This is a genomic window from ANME-2 cluster archaeon (assembly GCA_019429385.1).
In the GTDB taxonomy this organism is placed as follows: Archaea; Halobacteriota; Methanosarcinia; order Methanosarcinales; family Methanocomedenaceae; genus Methanocomedens_B.
In genome coordinates, this window is record JAHYIS010000043.1 from 1 (window position 1) to 17594 (window position 17594).

Below are 17594 nucleotides of genomic sequence, written 5' to 3' on the forward strand. Positions count from 1 at the left end.
TTTGTGATTAATGAAATTATTTGTGGCATTGATTATACCTTTCTTCTTCACTGATTCTTATCCAGAGCTATTTTTCACGTCAATATCCATTTATATTTCCACCCCGCCATTGCACTCTTTCCCATCTCCAAACAACAGGTCCTCACCTCCGCAGGAGGTGAACGTATCTGCTTTCATCCACGTTCATCTGCGGTTCCTTCAAACTGACAACCACCCCATTCACCATAAACTTAATCAGAGCGGTGTGAAAGTAATTTCCAATCATTCAGACATATCTATCACAGTATTTCCTTCAATATATTTCACTTTTTCGTCGTTACCTTTATTAGTAACGCAAATAATGTTACAAAAGGGACAAACATGGAACTGACAGGACACAAGAAGGTACACATTGCACCCATGGGCTACGAAATAGACCGCGTGGAACTGGCCATAAAACAGATAGGTGCAGACAGGGTCTACCTCATAAAAGACCCTGACGAAAGCAAACAGGGCCTCCTCTATCTTAACGAACTTACCCGCAGGATAACCAGACTCGTCCCTGCGGAAGAGCTCAAAATACTCGAATGCCCAATATGGGATTTCCAGAAGACCATGTCCCTGCTCTGCGAACTCGTCCGCCGTGAGAAGTCCGCAGGTAATTTCGTCTACATCAACCTTTCATCAGGCAGTAAACTATCAGCCGTCGCCGGCACCCTGGCCTCGCTCATGTACGGAGCCACACCCTACTATGTGCGGGCTGAAAAATACAACAGCGAACTCCCTGGAACCATTGACGGTGAGATCAAAGGCATCACCAGCGGCATAAAAGAAATATTACAGATCCCGGTATATACCATCGAACCGCCCGCAGATGACCTCATCAAAGCACTGGCAGTGCTCTTTGAAAACGGCGGCAGATTAAAACAAAAAGAGTACATCTTCGCCCTGGAAGAAGGAGGATTGCTCAAAGATGTCACAACAGGCAGCGGCAAACGAAAAGAAGTTACCAAAAAAGGATATGCACGGGCTAAAAGGCAGTACTTTGAGAAACTCGAAGATAAGAAATGGATAGTTAAAAAAGGAAAAGGTCGATCGTCATTTATCGAAATCACAACAGAAGGGGAATATACACTTCAAACATTCAGGGATGTTGCTTCTGCAGGTTCAAATATTTGAATTCTCATTACCCGGAAAGGTACATATATACTGAATCCCAAAAACAAAATACAAATAAACCCCCACAACATACCAGACACCAACCAAACCCCCCGAGGTACAACCCAATGCCAGTAATCACAATAGAAGGAACCCACTTTACCAGAGAACAGAAGAAAGACCTTATCGAAACCTTCACCCGCGAAGCCGCCAGGATCACCAGCATCCCCGCACAGGCCTTTGTTATAAAGATCAACGAGAATTCCGCTGATAACTGGGGCGTTGGCGGCGAGATGCTCTCAGACCTGATGGCAAAAGGCCGGAAATGAACACATTTCGAAACCTTCTTATTGCAGCAAGCACAAGAACCAGATAGTAATAGTAGTGAGGATATCCAGATGGCAAAGCAAGATAAGAAATTGGTGCTTATGGAAGAAAGCTGTATTGGCTGCGGTATCTGCACCACCGTATGCCCGACAAACCTGAAAAAAGAAAAGGACATACATTTTGATGTAGACACAGAACCCAGGGCAATTGCCGTATCGAACGGGAAGGCATTTATCGTTCATGACATTTGCATCGCCTGTGGCATCTGCACAAAGAACTGTCCGGTCAGTTCATTGACCATCGAAGTTGTGACATAACAGCATCCTGTTCATGGAACCAGGGTATCATACCCTGGCAAATTTTCTCATTTTCATATTTTCACATTTTCTCATTTTCTCATTTTCTCATTTTCACATTTTTTCACTTATCGTCACCATCAGTGCCAGCAGTATACCAGTAAACTTCAATCACCATTTTTTTAATCCATGGCAACATAGTGTCTTTTCAAAGTTGGTCACATGCGCATACTACACACCTCGGACTGGCATATAGGCCAGAAAATATACGAGCAGAACAGGCTTGCTGAACATGAACAGTTCCTGGACTGGCTGCTGGATACCATCATTGACAGGGAAGTGGACATCCTGCTGGTCTGCGGGGACGTGTTCGACTCATCCGTACCCCCGGCCGGGGCTGCCGGCCTGTATTACCGGTTCCTGTTCGACCTGTACAAAAAAACAACGGCACACGCCGTGATAATTGCCGGGAACCACGACTCTGCGGTGCGACTGGCCGCACCCAGGGAGTTCCTGCAAATGGCCCGCATCCATGTCGTGGGCAACATCAGCGAATCGGCAAGAGAATGCGTGGTGCGCCTGGACGTAAATGGCACCTCTGCCGCCATTGCCGCCGTACCCTACCTGAACGAAGGCGACATCCTGCCCCACGTATCACTGGAAGGCGAAGTCGAGCGGTCCATGCGCTACCGCGAAGCCGTGAAAAAAGTATATGAAGAATGCCTGTCCGCCATGGACACCGATGTCAGGGTGCTGATGGGGCACTACTTCATCCAGGGTGGCACCACCAGCGACTCGGAACGGCTGGTACAGATAGGCGGCATCAACCCGGTCAGAACCACAGACCTGCCCCCTGCAGATTACATCGCACTCGGCCACCTGCACCGCCCCCAGCACATCCAGGGCAACGGCTGCCCGGTAGTGTATTCAGGCTCGCCATTGCCGCTGAGCTTCAAGGAAGCCGAACACGGGAAGAAGATATTTTTGGTAGATATCAGGGATGAATGCACCATCGAGGAAGTAACTGTACCCGTGTTCAGGGAACTGGTGCGCCTCGAGGGAAGTCGTGATGACCTTCTGGCACTGGCCAATTTCGGGGACTGGAAGGACAAATATATCGAGGTAAAGGTGCACCTGGACGGGCCCGCCATCGGTACCGGGGATTCCCTGCGCCAGGCATTTAACAGCAGGGGAGGGAAAGTGCTGGCTGTGAATCCCGTGCTGCCTGACAGGAAGAGCGATACCATATCCCCGGAGGATATCAAAACAAAATCCCCGGACGAAATCTTTTGCGATTACTACAGGCACACTACTGGCGGGAACGCATCTTCCGAAGCACTGGACGAACTGCTCACCACCTTCAACGATCTGATGGAATTCACCCTGAAAGAGGAGACCAGGGAGGAAGAGGCATGAAACTCCTCTCACTGCGTCTCAGGAACATCAACAGCTTCAGGACCGATATCCACCTGGACTTCACGGTGGAACCGCTGTCCTCCACGTCCCTGTTCGCCATCACCGGCCCCACCGGCTCAGGCAAGACCACGCTGCTGGACGCCATATCAGTGGCCATGTACAACCGGACGCCGCGTCTGGACGGGAGCGGTACGAGCAACCCTGTCAACCTCCTGAGCCAGGGAGCAAATGAAGGAATCGCCGAGGTCATTTTCAGGGCCGGCGGTATGGAATACCTGGCGCAGTGGCGTGCCAGGCGCAATAAGAAAGGCGACATCAAGACCGAAGTTGAACTGCACAATGCCGTTACCGGGGAACTTATCACCAATCGCAGGAGAGGAAAAGGCAGCCATGACCGTTGTGACATGTCTGTCGAGGAGGCCGTCACCGATATACTGGGCATGGACTTTTACGCATTCAAGCGTTCCATCCTGCTGGCACAGGGCGATTTTGCAGCCTTCCTGAAAGCCACTGCCGATGAGAGGAGACAGATCCTTGAAGCCACTACCGGCATGGGGCTGTTCGAACAGTTGAAGAAGAACCTGAAACTGCACCTCGACAAAGCCAGGAATGAACATGACCTGGCAGGGGCCGGTATGGAGAAGATCCCGCATGTGACTCCCGAGGATATACAGGTTGTTAAGGAAGAACTGTCCGGACTTGAGAGCGAGTTGCACCAGCTCAACGTGTCAAGGATATCGGTTCAGGAGGAAAAGGCCCGGGAGCAGCGGCGTGTGAATGCTTTTAAAGAACTGGAAGAAAACAGGCAGCGGCAGCAAGACCTTTTGACCAAGCAGCAAGAGATGGATGCCCTCCAGCACGAGATGCAGCGTGCACAGCAGGCTGCAGATATACGTTCAGAGCTGGAATCATACAAGACTGAAAAAAAGCGACTTGAAGACCTGCAGACCGAACTTGAAAAGGGAAGGATCGAGCAGGATAAGGCACAGCAGCAGAGGAGTGAAGCAAAATCAAAATATGATACTTCAATCCTTGAATTTGAAACATTCAGGGAAGAGGCCGGGCAGAAAAGAGAGACCTATAACGAGGCCGCCGTACTTGAAACCCGGGCGCGTGAGCAACGTGATGAAGCTGATAAACGCCAGCTTGAAGCCGATACCCTGAATGCAAAACTGGACGAACTGAAAAAGCTTATCGAACAGAAGAATGCCGAGATATTGGCACTTGAAACACAACTTGCCAGTGACCGGGAATACCTCAAGCACAATCCACTGCCCGATGATGCTGATGACCTGCTGACACGCGCTTCGCAGATCGCTGCCCAGCTGGGTGAAATGGCAAAGGCGCTCGGGCAAAAGCAGGAATTGCTGGCCAGGGAACAAAGTGAACACCGGGCAAAGATTGCAGAACTCAAAAAGGACTTGGAAGAAAGGACCACACTTGATGCCAGGAAAAACGATACCCTTGCCCACCTGGATACAAAAGAAAAAGCACTTGGACCCCTGACCGTTGAAGGGGATGAGCACTACTGGCGCACTATCAGTTCGGCATGGGATGAGGTGAGGGATGCGGGGGTGCGGTTCCTCGAGTCGTATGACAGGCTCAGCGCCACGTTTGACAAAACGTTGTCAACTCCTGCCGTCAATACATTCAATGAAACACTTCACGTGTTCAAGCACAGGACAGAGCTACAGAACCAGCAGCTTCTGAGGGCAGAGGAAAAGGTAAAGCGCTGTCTGGCCGAGGAGAAGGCAATTGCCGCCACCAACCAGGCCGATATTTTGCGAAGGGAACACCTTACAGCCGGCGAACCGTGCCCGGTATGCGGTTCAACTGAACACCCTGATGCGGGTAAATTCGAACCTGAAGGGTCTGGTTCGATTGACGTGGCACGGAAGAATGTAGGGGTCGCCGAGGCAGAACGGGAAACGGTAAAAAAAGAGATAGACTCAACAGTCCATGAACTCACTGTGCTTGCCAGGAGCAGGGTGAAGGCATGTAGTGAGCGATTATCTGGCATTGAAACCCTGGTAAAAGAAAAGGAATCTACCCAGAATGAGCTTAAACTCATCGAACAGCAGCTCCAGGCAAACAGTAATAATATCGAGACCCTGAACAGGCAGATTGAAAGCACGCAGCAGAAAATGCAGGGGATATCTGCTGAAATTCAAACGATCGAAGAGGACATTACCACAAGCAACGAGCAGTTCAGGGTGATCATACCGCCGGCGTTTGCAGATGAACTGCCGGTATCAGCGCTTGCTACATGTAAACAACACATCTCAAATGCCAGGAAATGCCTCAGCCGGCTTGAACAAAACGGCAGCAAAGTGGGAGAACTGAACGTTTTTGTCGTTGAAAGAACCAGGAGTCTTGAAGAGGATACGGTACGCCATAATAGTCTGCTGGAAACTGCCGCAGGATACAGGGTTGAGGGCAGCAGGCTGCTGGAGCAGGTCAGGGACATGACAGGCGGCATGGGAGTGGATGCCGCACGCTCAACACTGGAAGCCAGCCTTGAGAAAAAAGAAGAGTTGCGAAATGCTATACATGAAGATTACAAGTTGTCAGAAACCCAACTTACTGATATCACAGCCCGGTTAAAAGAGCAGGGAGCAGAACTGGACAGAACACGCAACGCTTGTGAAACGGCAAGGTCGGTATATATTCAGGCACTTGAAGACGCGGGGTTTGAGTCTACCGAAGCGCACCTGGCATGCTTCAGGGAAGTGGCATGGCAAAACGAGACAAAACAGGTGCTCCAGCAGTATGGGAATGATGTCAATACTGTAGAAGAGAACATACAGGCACATGAAGCGGTCTTTGCCGAGACGCCATTCAATGCCGATGACCTGCCGCATATCCTTGAGGAAGAGCAAAAACTCATTTCCTTCATCGAAGAGAAGATCTCCAACAAAGGGAAACTGAACACGACCATTGCCTACATGACCGAGAACCTGGAAAAAAGGCAGGAACAGGAAAAGAAGATGGAAGGTACCATGCAGGAGTGGGAGCGCTGGCAAAGACTCTCCAGTGTTATGCCTGCCAACAGCCTGAGAGACTTTGCATTGCAGACCATGTTCGACCTGCTTATCAGGTTCGCCAACCAGCAGCTGTCTAAGATAACTTCCAGATACGCACTCAGGGCAGTGGATATGAAGGACATGCTCGTGCTCGACCTGTGGAACGCCGGCGAGGAGCGCCCTGTCGAAACACTGTCCGGGGGCGAGTCCTTCCTTGTCAGCCTGTCCCTGGCACTGGCACTCTCAGAACTGAGCAGCGGCCGTTCCAGACTGGAATCCCTGTTCCTGGACGAGGGCTTCGGCACGCTGGACTCGGAAACGCTGGATGCCGCCCTGTGTGCACTGGAGAGCCTGAGACTATCGGGCAAGACCGTGGGGGTTATCAGCCACATTGACCAGCTGACCAGGCGGATGCCGGTCAGGATAGATGTGGAACGGGCAGGGAACGGTACCTCCACTGTACAGGTGAGAGGATAACATGACACTTCCAGAACTGCTCCTGGGATTGAAGGACAAACAGCTTGATGCGGTTAAACGCACCACAGGACCGCTTTTGATACTGGCAGGTGCGGGTACGGGCAAGACCACCACCATCACGGCAAAGATCGCATATATGGTACAGGAAATGGGCATTGACCCGGCCCAGATACTTGCCCTTACTTTTTCCCGGGAAGCTGCCGCCAACATGAACAGCAAGGTAGAGCAGTTACTGGGCGGAGCATCCGAGGTGCATGTGAGCACCTTCCACTCTTTTTGTGCAGAGATCATCAGGGAGAATGCTGATAAGTGCGGTGTGCCTGCCGAGTTTGCCATCCTGGATGATGTGGATACTGCCATTATAATGCACACTGACCTGAAAGTATCGATAAAAGATGCATTATTGTATACCAATTCCATCTCAAAGGCCAAGGACCTGAACATCACTGTTGACATGCTTCAGGAGTTCCTGGACCGTAAGAAGCAAAGCCTGCTTGCTATCGTGCATGATGAAACAAGCTGGGACCAGACCTATTCCCGCAACACCACCAGGCTCAATACCTTCCACCTGCTGGACAAAGAAGAACAAAAAGTACGCACAGGCGAGAAAAAGACCTGGATAGCGTTCAATGAAGTATATGCCGAGTATGCCAGGTACCGGGACCTGATACGCACATGGGTCCGGTACGAGAGCAGGAAAGCAAAACGCGGTGCCCTGGACTACGGCGACCTGAACAAAAAGGCAATGGAATTCCTGAACATCTATGGCGCGCAGCAGGTCAATGAACGGTACCGTTACATCATCATTGACGAGTTCCAGGATACCAATTATGTCCAGTTCGAACTTATCAGGATGCTGGCCGGGAACGAGCACAATGTCACGGTCGTGGCAGACCCCAACCAGACTATCTACGCATTCAGGGGTGCGTATACCAACAATATCCAGGAGTTCATGAAGTATTTCACGATACTGCCCGGTGACGTACTATCCCTCGATGTAAGTTTCAGGTCAACCGATAAGATACTCAGGGTATCCCACAAGCTTATCAAACTGAACTATTCCCAGAACACCATGGACCTCTGTATCCAGCTGCACAACCATGCAGGTGTGGACGGCGATGATGTCAGGATAGTGGAAACTGCTGACGAGAACGAGGAGGCAAGGTATGTCGTGGAGCAGATAGAAGCATGCCTGGATACGGGTATGACCCCTTCGGACATTGCCGTATTGTACCGCACCCATGCACAGGGCCGCAAAGTAAAACGGGCACTTGAGAGCAGAGGGCACAGTATCCGGGTAAAGGACGATACTGATTTCATGAAACAGGCCGAGATCAAGACCGCACTTGCCTACCTCTACGTGCTGGATAATATCGTCCGTCCCAGAGCAAGGGGTACCGAGAGCTGGTGGCGGCTGTTCCACTATAACCATGCCCTGGGTACGGCAGATTCCATTCGTATCGGCGAATACCTGAAAAAACACAGGGTATCGTTCCAGGAAGCCATATATCACCATTTGAACGCACTGAACCTGTCCCCCCGGGGACTGAAGGTTGTCAGGCAGATGAAACAGCGCATCGGGGCTTTGAAAGAAAAACGTATCCTGGACGTGTCCGACATTGTGCTCGAGGTACTGGATGCATCGGGCCTGAGCCGCCAGTTCACCCACGAGAACACCAGACAGAACAGGGAAGCCATGATGAACCTGCGCAATCTCTACGAGATGGCCGTGAAATTCGAGACCTCACATGGCAGGGACCTTAGCGAGTTCATCGCATACCTGGAGATACTGGACGAGATGGGTAAGAACCCGTCTGCTTCCCGCATTTCAGAGGATAATGCCGTGAACCTGATGAGCATACATTCCTCAAAAGGCCTGGAGTTCAAAGCAGTATTTGTGATCAACATGGCAAAGGACCGGTTCCCCCTCTTCAAGGGCGGTGTGGAGCCTCTTATCCCCCTGGAAATGATGGAACACTACCGGGACCTGTTACAGCAGGATTTCAGTTCAGATAATCAGCGCTCAAAAGCCCTCAGTGAGAGAAAACGGGAGATAAAACTCGAAGAGGAACGCAGGCTGTGTTACGTGGCCATGACCAGGGCCAGGCAGCAGCTTACCCTTACCCTGGCCGGGCAATACGATGGCAGGGAGCGCCAGCCTTCTGAGTTCATACAGGACCTGGGATATGACAACTGGAGGGCGCAGGACACACCGGTCATTGAAATACCTGATATCACGTACATCCATGACACTGACATCAGTTCAGAGGATATGATCACCAGCAATGAACTGGAGCGAACCAAGGCGCAACGGAAAAAACTGATACTTGAAACCCTGGATTCCGGCTCTTTTGAAGAGAACCTTGGGCATGTGTTGACCTACCATGCGCTCAGGGACAATAATGAGACCGATTATCGTGAGGTTATTCACAACAAATGGGATGAACTGAATCCCGCCGGCCATGTGCATGAGCTCCTGGAGCGCTGCCGGAGCAATGAAGGCTTACCTGTTCCGCCAGGTCTTACGTTCAGTGTCACGTCAGTGAACACGTATTCCAAATGTCCGAAAATGTATGAACTAAAGCAGGTGCTGGGTATGCCTACCCGGGCTGAAGAGCGTTCGGACGGAGCAATGAACGTAGGGAGTTTTGTTCACCGGGTATTGGAAATGGCGGTAAGGCAAAAAATATCCACCAGGGAACAGCTGGACAGTATTGTAACGTCTCTTACGCAACAGGATACATGGAAATGGGTGGATAGAGAACTGGCCCGTCCTTTACTGGATGTATTCTGGAAGCGGAACAGGCATACCATACCCAACAACCTGATGGTGGAAAAGATGTTCTCGGTGCAGCTTGATAAGCATATTTTCACGGGTTTCATTGACAGGGTCGACCTGGTACCGGGGAGTGATAATGCAGTGGAGATAATCGATTACAAGACCGGGAAAGAGCCTGACCCGGTAGAGCGGTCTCGGCAGTTGCTGTTGTATGCAGAAGGGTTCAGGCACCTGTATCCGGAATATTCAGTCCGGAAACTGACGTTGGAATTGCTTTCTCAACAAAAACCCAGGGTATATGAATTGCAGGACGGCGAATACGTCAGCTCAAGGGTGCAGCCTCTGGACAAAGGGGTGATACCTGAAATGGTTGACGTGGCAAATCGTATCATACACGATCACCAGTACGGATTTTCAAGATGTGATGACGATAAGCAGTGCAAGAAGTGCGGGTATAAGCTATACTGCGATTATGATGCAGGAAAAACATCCGGGACATCTATTTCATAACTGTACCATGGGGGTGTCCTGAACGTTCTTCCAGGTGGTATTTACCCAGTATTGCACTGAGATTTTCAAGGGTTTCTTGAGATATACCCTCTCGTGAAGTGATGACAGCACCCCTTAATGCATGGGAGCATGCACATTCACCAGAGGGTGGAAGTTTTCGTATCAGTTCGGTCACAATACTGTTGACATCTTTGAGCAACCGGTGCATGTTCTGCATCGTTTCTTTCCTTGATGAGCTCATACCACATACATTATAGTCACTGATACCGGCGACTGTTGTATAGCATATCTCAGCTTCACGGGCCAGTTTTGCTTCGGGTTGGGCTGTCATGCCGATACAATGTGCACCTATGCTGGCAAAAAACCCGGACTCGGCCCGGGTTGAGAACTGGGGTCCTTCAATGCACAGGTATGTTCCACCTGTATGCACGTCAATACCGGTATTTTTTATTATGTCGCTTACCTGTTTGGAAAGGACTGGACAGAACGGGTCTGACATATCCACATAAGCCCCGATACCGTTGCCGAAGAACGTAGAAGCGCGACGCTTTGTCCAGTCAATAAGCTGGTCGGGTACAACGATCATGCCCGGGTGTATCCCGTCAGTAAGGCTGCCAGCCGTACAGACCGAAATCAGTCGGTCCACACCCAGGGACTTGAGCGCGTAAATATTCGCACGGTAGTTTATCTCATGGGGTAATAGCTGGTGGTGCCTGCCGTGCCTGGGTAAAAAAGCCACTTCCTGCCCTTCAAGGTTACCAAGTTGTATCGAATCAGAAGGAGGGCCGAATGGTGTATCAACTTCTACTTCGGAACTGTTCTTAAGTTCCAGGGTATAGGTTCCGGTACCACCTATGATTCCTATCCTGCTCATGCACGTCTCCTATTCCGGTTCATATTTTGTCGGGCATTTCACCTGGATATCAGAGGATTCGAACACCGAACCGTTCATCCTGCCCGTTACCACTACGGTCCCTTCCTGATTGAATGTCTGTGATAGGGGGCCCCTGTGTACTATACCTACTGATGCAGTAGTATCATTGATAGTGAATGCATACTCCAGGGTACCGGTCTGACTGAACGAATTGTTCACTATTGTCCCAATCATGTTCACTTCATGGGTCGAATAATAGAGCGGGTCACCCGTTACTTCTGCTATTCTCCGGTAATACCGGGTAAAGTCTGAGAGTGCACTATAACCGATGATGAGACATACAATTATGAGTGCTGTTCCTGCCAGGATCTTAATGTGTCGAGCTTTCATGTTCAAGTACACTCATTTTTTTCTCAAGTTTTCGCAATTTTCCGTCCATGTGGACAAGATACAGGATAATGATGGTCCAGATTACCATTGCAGTGATGAATATTGAAATATATACACTCATGTGTCAGCCTCCCTGACCAGTGAAGCATATCGTTGCTCAAGTTTTTTATAGGTTACCTCGAACCAGAGGAGATATGCGTACAAAGCCATGAACCCTATAACCATTAATCCTGCAACGATTTCCATGTCGGGTGTTAGACCGATGGAACCCCCTGGATGCAATGATATCCACATTCGCGATGACATATACGTCAGTGGGATGGACAGGTAAGCCATAATACCGTATATAGCTGAAGTTCTTGCCTTTCTGACAGGGTCAAAAGTGGCTTGCCGAAGGGTAAAATAACCCAGGTAAAGGAAACACAGGATGAACATGGTAACGACTTTCATGTCCCAGCTCCAGGTGGTGTTCCATGCCTCATAGGTAAATACCCAGCCGGTAACCATAGCAAGCGCACTGAATATGAAGCCTAATTTAACTGAACTCGATGCAAGGTCATCCCATTTTAGATCTGCGGTCTTGAGATATAATATACTGGAAAATAATGTGACCGTAAAAGCAAAAAATGCAACAAGCGGGGTGGGTATATGGAAAAAGAACAGGCGGTATGAATCACCGAGTGTTTTTGAAGGGGGAAATATGACCAGGAACTGGTACAGGGAGTATGATATTATGGTGTATGTTAGAAAAAGCAATAGTAACGTTTTTTTTCGTGTCAGGTTCATCATATTCTCTCAATAAATTGTATATTTGATATATTATATCGAATTTTAACTGATTATATATATTGACTTCGACTTAAATATTGTTCACTATGCTTGCGATGCTCTCATTGCATATCGACAATATAATACAATTATAGTATCACGATATGTTTCACACGTGTTCCTGATAAACCTGACCCAATTCAATTTTTCACAGTCCCCTGGATTGTTCCCAGTGGTTTTGCAGTAAGCTCAATATCCTGTATCGTTGTCATATCAACTACAACATCAACACCTGTTGTCGTATTAACATAATATTCAGGCAACTTGCTCACACTTACATCATGGGTTCCCGTTACTACTCTTAATGAATAATTACCATTCGAGTCTGTGACACAAATGGCCCCATTTGTTGAGACCACTGCCCCTTCAACCGGCAAACTGCTGCATGTTACCGTTCCATTGATGTAACCTTCCGGTGATTCAAGTTCAACTATGAGCGTAGTTTCCAGTGCCACTGAAACATCACCGTTCATGGAATAATATCTGGCAGAATCGCTCTGTGCTTTGCCACCAGCCATACCCCTGACCTGGATGGTATAGGTCCCAAGCATAGTAGATGTATCAACAATAACGTTAACATCTTCACTTGTTCCATCGAAATCTCCATCATCAGCATACATCGGGGTCCAGGGGACGATCTCGCCTGAACCATTTGTTATCCGGTATTGTGCACTATCTACCAGAGCATACGTTGCACCGACCGATACAGTAGCTGTAATCCTAATACCGATACCCCTGGTAACAGTACTGGATGAAAGTACCGGTGTGGTTATCGACGGATTTTGATAACTATTATCTGCAAAAGCTAAACTGTGCATCGTTGCGACCATGGAACCTTTACCCGCATGGCAACTTGGATTTATACACGCTCCAGTAGCACCATCATCCTGGGTCAGAACATGGCCACCTGCCCCCGGTGCATGGAAAGGTGCATCATCCAGGTTACTCGCATAGTGGCAGTCGGCACAGTTAGTCACTATAGTACTACCTGCATTGTATCGATTCACATAGGTCAAATTAGAAACTGAACCGCCCGGATTATCCTGGTGGTAGATACCATCTGCAACATGACAATCTACACAACTTGCTTTTCCATGTTGCTTACCGGTAAATTGAATCGTTGAATTGGCAGGACCTGTTCCTGTTGCGGTGTGGCAGTCTGCACAATAGTACGTGTTGGAAACATTTGTACCGGAATGGGCATTATTGTAATGACAGGTCGTACAATCGCCATTATCAACATCCGATGTGCCATTTATCGTTGAATGAAGCCCCAGGTCAGCCGTGGTTATGTTGTAATGACAGCCAACACAATTATTTCCTCCAACTCCAAGAGCAACAGAATGAGCACTCCCGTGACAGGCGAGACAACCGGAAAGGGACATTGAACCGTATTCGCTGCCTTTTATTGAATGATTGGTGGGGGGTGTCGGATGACATTCTGTGCAGGTGGTGGGAACATAGATGTTATGGATGTTCGGGTAGATGGGGATATCAGTGCCGTTTGCGGACTTTATAACAGGCGTGTAGTTGTTCAGGTTGTAATGACACCACGTGCAGTTATGGTGACTGGTGGTATTGTTCGCCTCGAAGCCTTCTGAGTGCATATCTACAACCTGGGTTGCAGGTTCAGGCGGCGTGGCATTATTATGGCAGTAGTCGCAATCTTCCACGGTTTCAGGAGTACCGGACGAATGGCAGGCATCTGTGCACAGAGGAGTCGTATTTACCTGTGAACCATGGCACTGGTTTGTACAGTTATAATCTGCTGAGGTCACAGGTCGCTGGTGTGAACCGTGACATTCATTACATCCCAGCAGGTATGAAGAATTACCATGGGTTTGAGCAGCGCTATATGCTACCTGTGGAGCATACCAGGTACTGTTTTCAATCTCAGTGAAGTTAGTGGTTGCATTGGTACCATCATGGCAATCATGACAAAGATACTTCTCCTGGGATTTCCAGCCATCGATAAGGTCAACAGTCCCATTTGGATTCACATGGCATATGGTACAATTAGAATCGCCATTATGGGCAGAATCAAATCTGGTAAGTTCGGTCATATTGGTTCCCAAAACGTCAATATGGCAAACATAGCAGGTATCATCCCACGATGAATTGTCATTTACATCATTTCCTGTAATATTACTATGATACGAAGTATGACAATCACGACATTGTTCAATACCTACATAATCCATACCGGAAGGAGTATGACCGTGACAGTCCTTGCAGTGCATCCGGGCATGTCCCCAGTCGTCAGGTACCATGTTGATCGGAGTTGGTGGGGTCCAGTCAGGTGTTTTATTGTTACTTTCAAGATGACAGTTCCTGCACTCTGTTTCTTCCCAACCTATAGCTGTTGATCTCTTTATCGTGGATGGAACATGTTCATGACAATAGTTGCAGTTCAGGTATGCTGATGCATTATGCCTGTCCTGGTGCCCGAAAATCTGCGGAGGTGCCAACCCCCAGGTCTCATTGATGGTCTGGGCCTCGATAACATTGGTATGGCACAGATTACAGTCATCAGGGGAATTGATACCAAGGTATGTTTTATTCATGGTCTCATGGGAATGACAGGCTGCACACGGTAAACCCAGTTGTCCGGTTATGGGGTTAGTATCGCTTCCATGACTTCTGCCTGCATGACAGGTATAACAATCACTGATAAAGGTAAGCTGGGAATTGGTATGACCGTGGCAGGTATAACAGTCAGTTGAATTAGCCACACCGTCATGGTTCGTATCGTTACCGTGAGCCTGTACCTGTGGTGGTCTTACCATGGCAGGGGTATTGTTCGGTTCATTGGTCCAGTTGGTCTGGTATGAATCAGGGATGGAATTGTTGATCAACGGTATGATGGCGGCACTGGCATTCATATGGCAACTGTAGCAATCATTCCCGATGATGGTAGCCGAATCGATATTATATTCAGCCGGGGCATGACCGTGACAGTAGGTGCAACTCACATTTCCGTGTCCCATTACCTGTGGCGGGTTCACGAGCCATTGACTGGTTGAATTGTTCACGACAATCGTGTCATCTGATTGTGGGATGGTATTATTCAGCAGGTACCAGGTATTATTCTGCGGATCAGTTGATGCATTGATATGACAGGATGTACAATCAACATCATAGGTGCCCTTATACGTGAGGGTAGGTGTATCATGGCCGTGACAGTTGGCACACGAGGCATTACCATGTCCTGCAACCTGAGGCGGCTGATACCCATACGTGGTATTGAGCTCGTTGAATTTTGTCTGGTTCTTATGACAATCAGTGCATGTGCCCGGATACGATAATCTGGAATTGGTATGTCCATGGCAGACAAAACAATCGACTTCATTATCCCTGCCATGACCCACAACCTGCGGGGGGTTGACCAGGGGCGGGGTATCGTTGGGATAATTGGTCCAGGTGGTTTTCTGGTGGCTCGGTAGGGTATTGTTGATCAACGGTACAGTCATATTTTCGTCCTTGTGGCAAGCACTGCAGTTGCCCCCTATTAACTGGTATGACGTCTTGTTGGTGAAATCACTGGGAGCATGGTCGTGGCATACAAAACAGCTCACATTACCATGACCCGGGACCTGGGGTGGATTTACCACTTTAGGATTAGAGGTATCATTAACAATGGTTGTGGTATCTGATGCCGGAATACTGTTTTCTAACAACATGACCTGTTTGGAACTGTTCTCATGGCAATCCAGACAGGATACAATCGTATTTCCTATGTAGGTCAAATTGGAATTGGTGTGCCCGTGGCAGTTGGCACAGGAAGCGTTTCCGTGACCAAGGACCGGAGGTGCGGTAACGATCCAGGGAGTACTGGAATTATCCACCACATCGGTATTTGCATTCTTGGGAATCGTGTCATTTATCAGGGTAACGTTCCTGGTGTTGTTCATGTGGCAGGCACCACAATCGGGACCCAGGAAATCTTCAACGTTCTTGAAGTCGCTGGGGGCATGGGTATGGCATTCCAGGCAGGTAACATTGCCGTGTCCTTTCACCTGCGGCGGCCTGACTGTCCAAACATTACCACTCCGGCTTAAAGGAAGGGTTCCGTTCGATGCAGGGTTATTGTATTTCAGAAGGTCTACTTGTGCAGAAGAGTTCTCGTGGCACCCCAGACAGTCATCTGCCGAATCTCCCACAAAGGTAAGCTTTGAATTGGTATGCCCGTGACATGCCTTGCACTCGGTATTGCCGTGTCCTAATACCTGTGGCGGTGTAATGTCAGAACCATTGGTGGCATTCACCGGTGCCACTGCAGGATTAATATGGCAACCGGTACAATCCTGGCCAAAATTCAGTACCAGCTGGGAAGGACTGTGCCCGTGACAGACAAAACAACTGACATTACCATGACCGACCACCTGGACAGCATGGGGTTCTCCGAGAATTTCGTCACGTGCTTCAATACTGGTATTCTTATTCGAGGGAACAATACTGTGGCATGTGGTACAGATACTCTCATTCTGGATAGATCCTACCAGTTCTGTATCTGATGTATCTACCTCTATGTTTGTATGGAGCTCATACGCAAAGGTTGCATTCTTATGACAGAACATACACTGGGTGGCATTCAGGCCAAAGGTCTGGTCAAGGTGGATCTTTCCCGGATGACCGAGGCCTACCGGCAGGGGTTTAGAATCGTTCAAGGGATTACCGTGACACCTCAGGCAATCCAGGTGGATGGATTCATTATACGTTGTCGTGATACTGTTCTGGCCGTGGATACGGTGCTGGTGACAACCGTTACATCCGCCTTTGGCTGAAAGTTCGTTCTTCAGGTCATGAGGACTATCATGGCATTTCAGGCATGTAGATGCTTTTTCATAGTCTGAAAAAGTATCATCTACCTGACCGTGTCCGCTGTCACGGTGACAGTCCATGCATACATAGTTCCACTGTTTGTCATGGGGTTCGGTCATGCTGTGACAAACACTGCATTCTGTTATCTTTGCACCGTTCATGGGTATTTCCACAAGGGTGGTATCATTACCGTGGCCGATGTTGCGTACGACCAGATGACCATTCTCCATGTAATGGCATTCCAGGCATTTGTCGGGTTCGGATGCAGTGGTATTACCGTGGCTCTGGGTCTGGTGGCAGGTATTGCATGAAGGGGAAGGTTGCAGGGTATGCATTCCTCCGTGACATGTCCCGCATTCAACCTCCTGGTACTGGGTATGGGTACCTTTGCGTTCGACATGCAGGTCATCAAGATAAATAGTACCACTATCCGAATCATAATTCTCAAGCTGTATCCGAAGCATATCAGCATGGGAAATATACAGAATTTCAAGTTCGCTCAGTGATGTTATAGGGATATCGACCTCTTGCCAGCCAGACCAGTTCAGATGCCGGGCAGCACTGTAGTGCCATTTACCTGACTTGTTGTTCCTGATACTGACCTGGAACTGGGTATTATCGTCTGCAGGATTGCCATACAACCAAAACTTGATACTGGTAGCATTGCTGAATTCAAGGCCTGCACGGTCAACATATATCCTGCCCACACCAAGAGC

Annotated in this window: 11 protein-coding genes; 6 read left to right on the top strand and 5 right to left on the bottom strand. The window is 48.9% G+C overall.

Annotated elements, in window-relative coordinates; translation table 11 throughout:
- Window positions 1-360: 360 nt before the first annotated feature.
- The 6 genes from K0A89_11670 to K0A89_11695 all read left to right on the top strand — a co-directional run bounded on the left by K0A89_11670 (window position 361) and on the right by K0A89_11695 (window position 9965).
- Window positions 361-1158, top strand: a complete 798-nt coding sequence (locus K0A89_11670) for a hypothetical protein (GenBank protein MBW6519144.1) — start codon at window positions 361-363, stop codon at window positions 1156-1158.
- A 107-nt stretch (window positions 1159-1265) separates the two neighbouring features.
- The gene (locus tag K0A89_11675; protein ID MBW6519145.1) at window positions 1266-1466 is read left to right on the top strand and encodes a 4-oxalocrotonate tautomerase family protein; all 201 of its coding nucleotides are present in this window, start codon (window positions 1266-1268) and stop codon (window positions 1464-1466) included.
- A gap of 69 nt (window positions 1467-1535) precedes the next feature.
- Window positions 1536-1781 carry a 4Fe-4S binding protein gene (locus K0A89_11680; GenBank protein ID MBW6519146.1) on the top strand — a complete coding sequence of 82 codons (246 nt, stop codon included), beginning with the start codon at window positions 1536-1538 and terminating at the stop codon, window positions 1779-1781.
- Between the two features lie 201 nt (window positions 1782-1982).
- Window positions 1983-3176 carry an exonuclease SbcCD subunit D C-terminal domain-containing protein gene (locus tag K0A89_11685; GenBank protein ID MBW6519147.1) on the top strand — a complete coding sequence of 398 codons (1194 nt, stop codon included), beginning with the start codon at window positions 1983-1985 and terminating at the stop codon, window positions 3174-3176.
- Complete coding sequence (locus K0A89_11690) at window positions 3173-6676, top strand: AAA family ATPase (GenBank protein ID MBW6519148.1); 3504 nt, start codon at window positions 3173-3175, stop codon at window positions 6674-6676. Before K0A89_11685 ends, K0A89_11690 begins: the two co-directional genes overlap by 4 nt.
- Window position 6677: 1 nt before the next feature.
- Complete coding sequence (locus K0A89_11695) at window positions 6678-9965, top strand: ATP-dependent helicase (GenBank protein MBW6519149.1); 3288 nt, start codon at window positions 6678-6680, stop codon at window positions 9963-9965.
- On the opposite strand, the gene mtnP is transcribed toward K0A89_11695, so the two are convergent.
- The 5 genes from mtnP to K0A89_11720 all read right to left on the bottom strand — a co-directional run.
- Window positions 9955-10839, bottom strand: coding sequence for an S-methyl-5'-thioadenosine phosphorylase (mtnP, locus tag K0A89_11700; GenBank protein MBW6519150.1), 885 nt, complete (start codon window positions 10837-10839; stop codon window positions 9955-9957). The genes K0A89_11695 and mtnP overlap by 11 nt on opposite strands.
- Window positions 10840-10848: 9 nt before the next feature.
- A complete protein-coding gene (locus tag K0A89_11705; protein MBW6519151.1) occupies window positions 10849-11229 on the bottom strand; it encodes a cytochrome c maturation protein CcmE in 381 nt (126 codons plus the stop codon).
- Window positions 11210-11350, bottom strand: a complete 141-nt coding sequence (locus K0A89_11710) for a CcmD family protein (protein MBW6519152.1) — start codon at window positions 11348-11350, stop codon at window positions 11210-11212. Before K0A89_11710 ends, K0A89_11705 begins: the two co-directional genes overlap by 20 nt.
- A complete protein-coding gene (ccsA, locus tag K0A89_11715) occupies window positions 11347-12015 on the bottom strand; it encodes a cytochrome c biogenesis protein CcsA (GenBank protein ID MBW6519153.1) in 669 nt (222 codons plus the stop codon). The genes K0A89_11710 and ccsA overlap by 4 nt, the downstream gene beginning before the upstream one ends.
- Window positions 12016-12197: 182 nt before the next feature.
- A partial coding sequence (locus tag K0A89_11720) for a hypothetical protein (protein ID MBW6519154.1) occupies window positions 12198-17594 on the bottom strand: 5397 nt, incomplete at its 5' end.

Excerpts from the sequence above, each read along its gene's own strand:
- K0A89_11670 (MBW6519144.1), top strand. The coding sequence starts at position 361 with ATGGAACTGACAGGACACAAGAAGGTACACATTGCACCCATGGGCTAC.
- K0A89_11685 (MBW6519147.1), top strand. The coding sequence starts at position 1,983 with ATGCGCATACTACACACCTCGGACTGGCATATAGGCCAGAAAATATAC.
- K0A89_11690 (MBW6519148.1), top strand. The coding sequence starts at position 3,173 with ATGAAACTCCTCTCACTGCGTCTCAGGAACATCAACAGCTTCAGGACC.
- ccsA (MBW6519153.1), bottom strand. The coding sequence starts at position 12,015 with ATGAACCTGACACGAAAAAAAACGTTACTATTGCTTTTTCTAACATAC.
- mtnP (MBW6519150.1), bottom strand. The coding sequence starts at position 10,839 with ATGAGCAGGATAGGAATCATAGGTGGTACCGGAACCTATACCCTGGAA.
- K0A89_11675 (MBW6519145.1), top strand. The coding sequence starts at position 1,266 with ATGCCAGTAATCACAATAGAAGGAACCCACTTTACCAGAGAACAGAAG.
- K0A89_11695 (MBW6519149.1), top strand. The coding sequence starts at position 6,678 with ATGACACTTCCAGAACTGCTCCTGGGATTGAAGGACAAACAGCTTGAT.
- K0A89_11705 (MBW6519151.1), bottom strand. The coding sequence starts at position 11,229 with ATGAAAGCTCGACACATTAAGATCCTGGCAGGAACAGCACTCATAATT.
- K0A89_11710 (MBW6519152.1), bottom strand. The coding sequence starts at position 11,350 with ATGAGTGTATATATTTCAATATTCATCACTGCAATGGTAATCTGGACC.
- K0A89_11680 (MBW6519146.1), top strand. The coding sequence starts at position 1,536 with ATGGCAAAGCAAGATAAGAAATTGGTGCTTATGGAAGAAAGCTGTATT.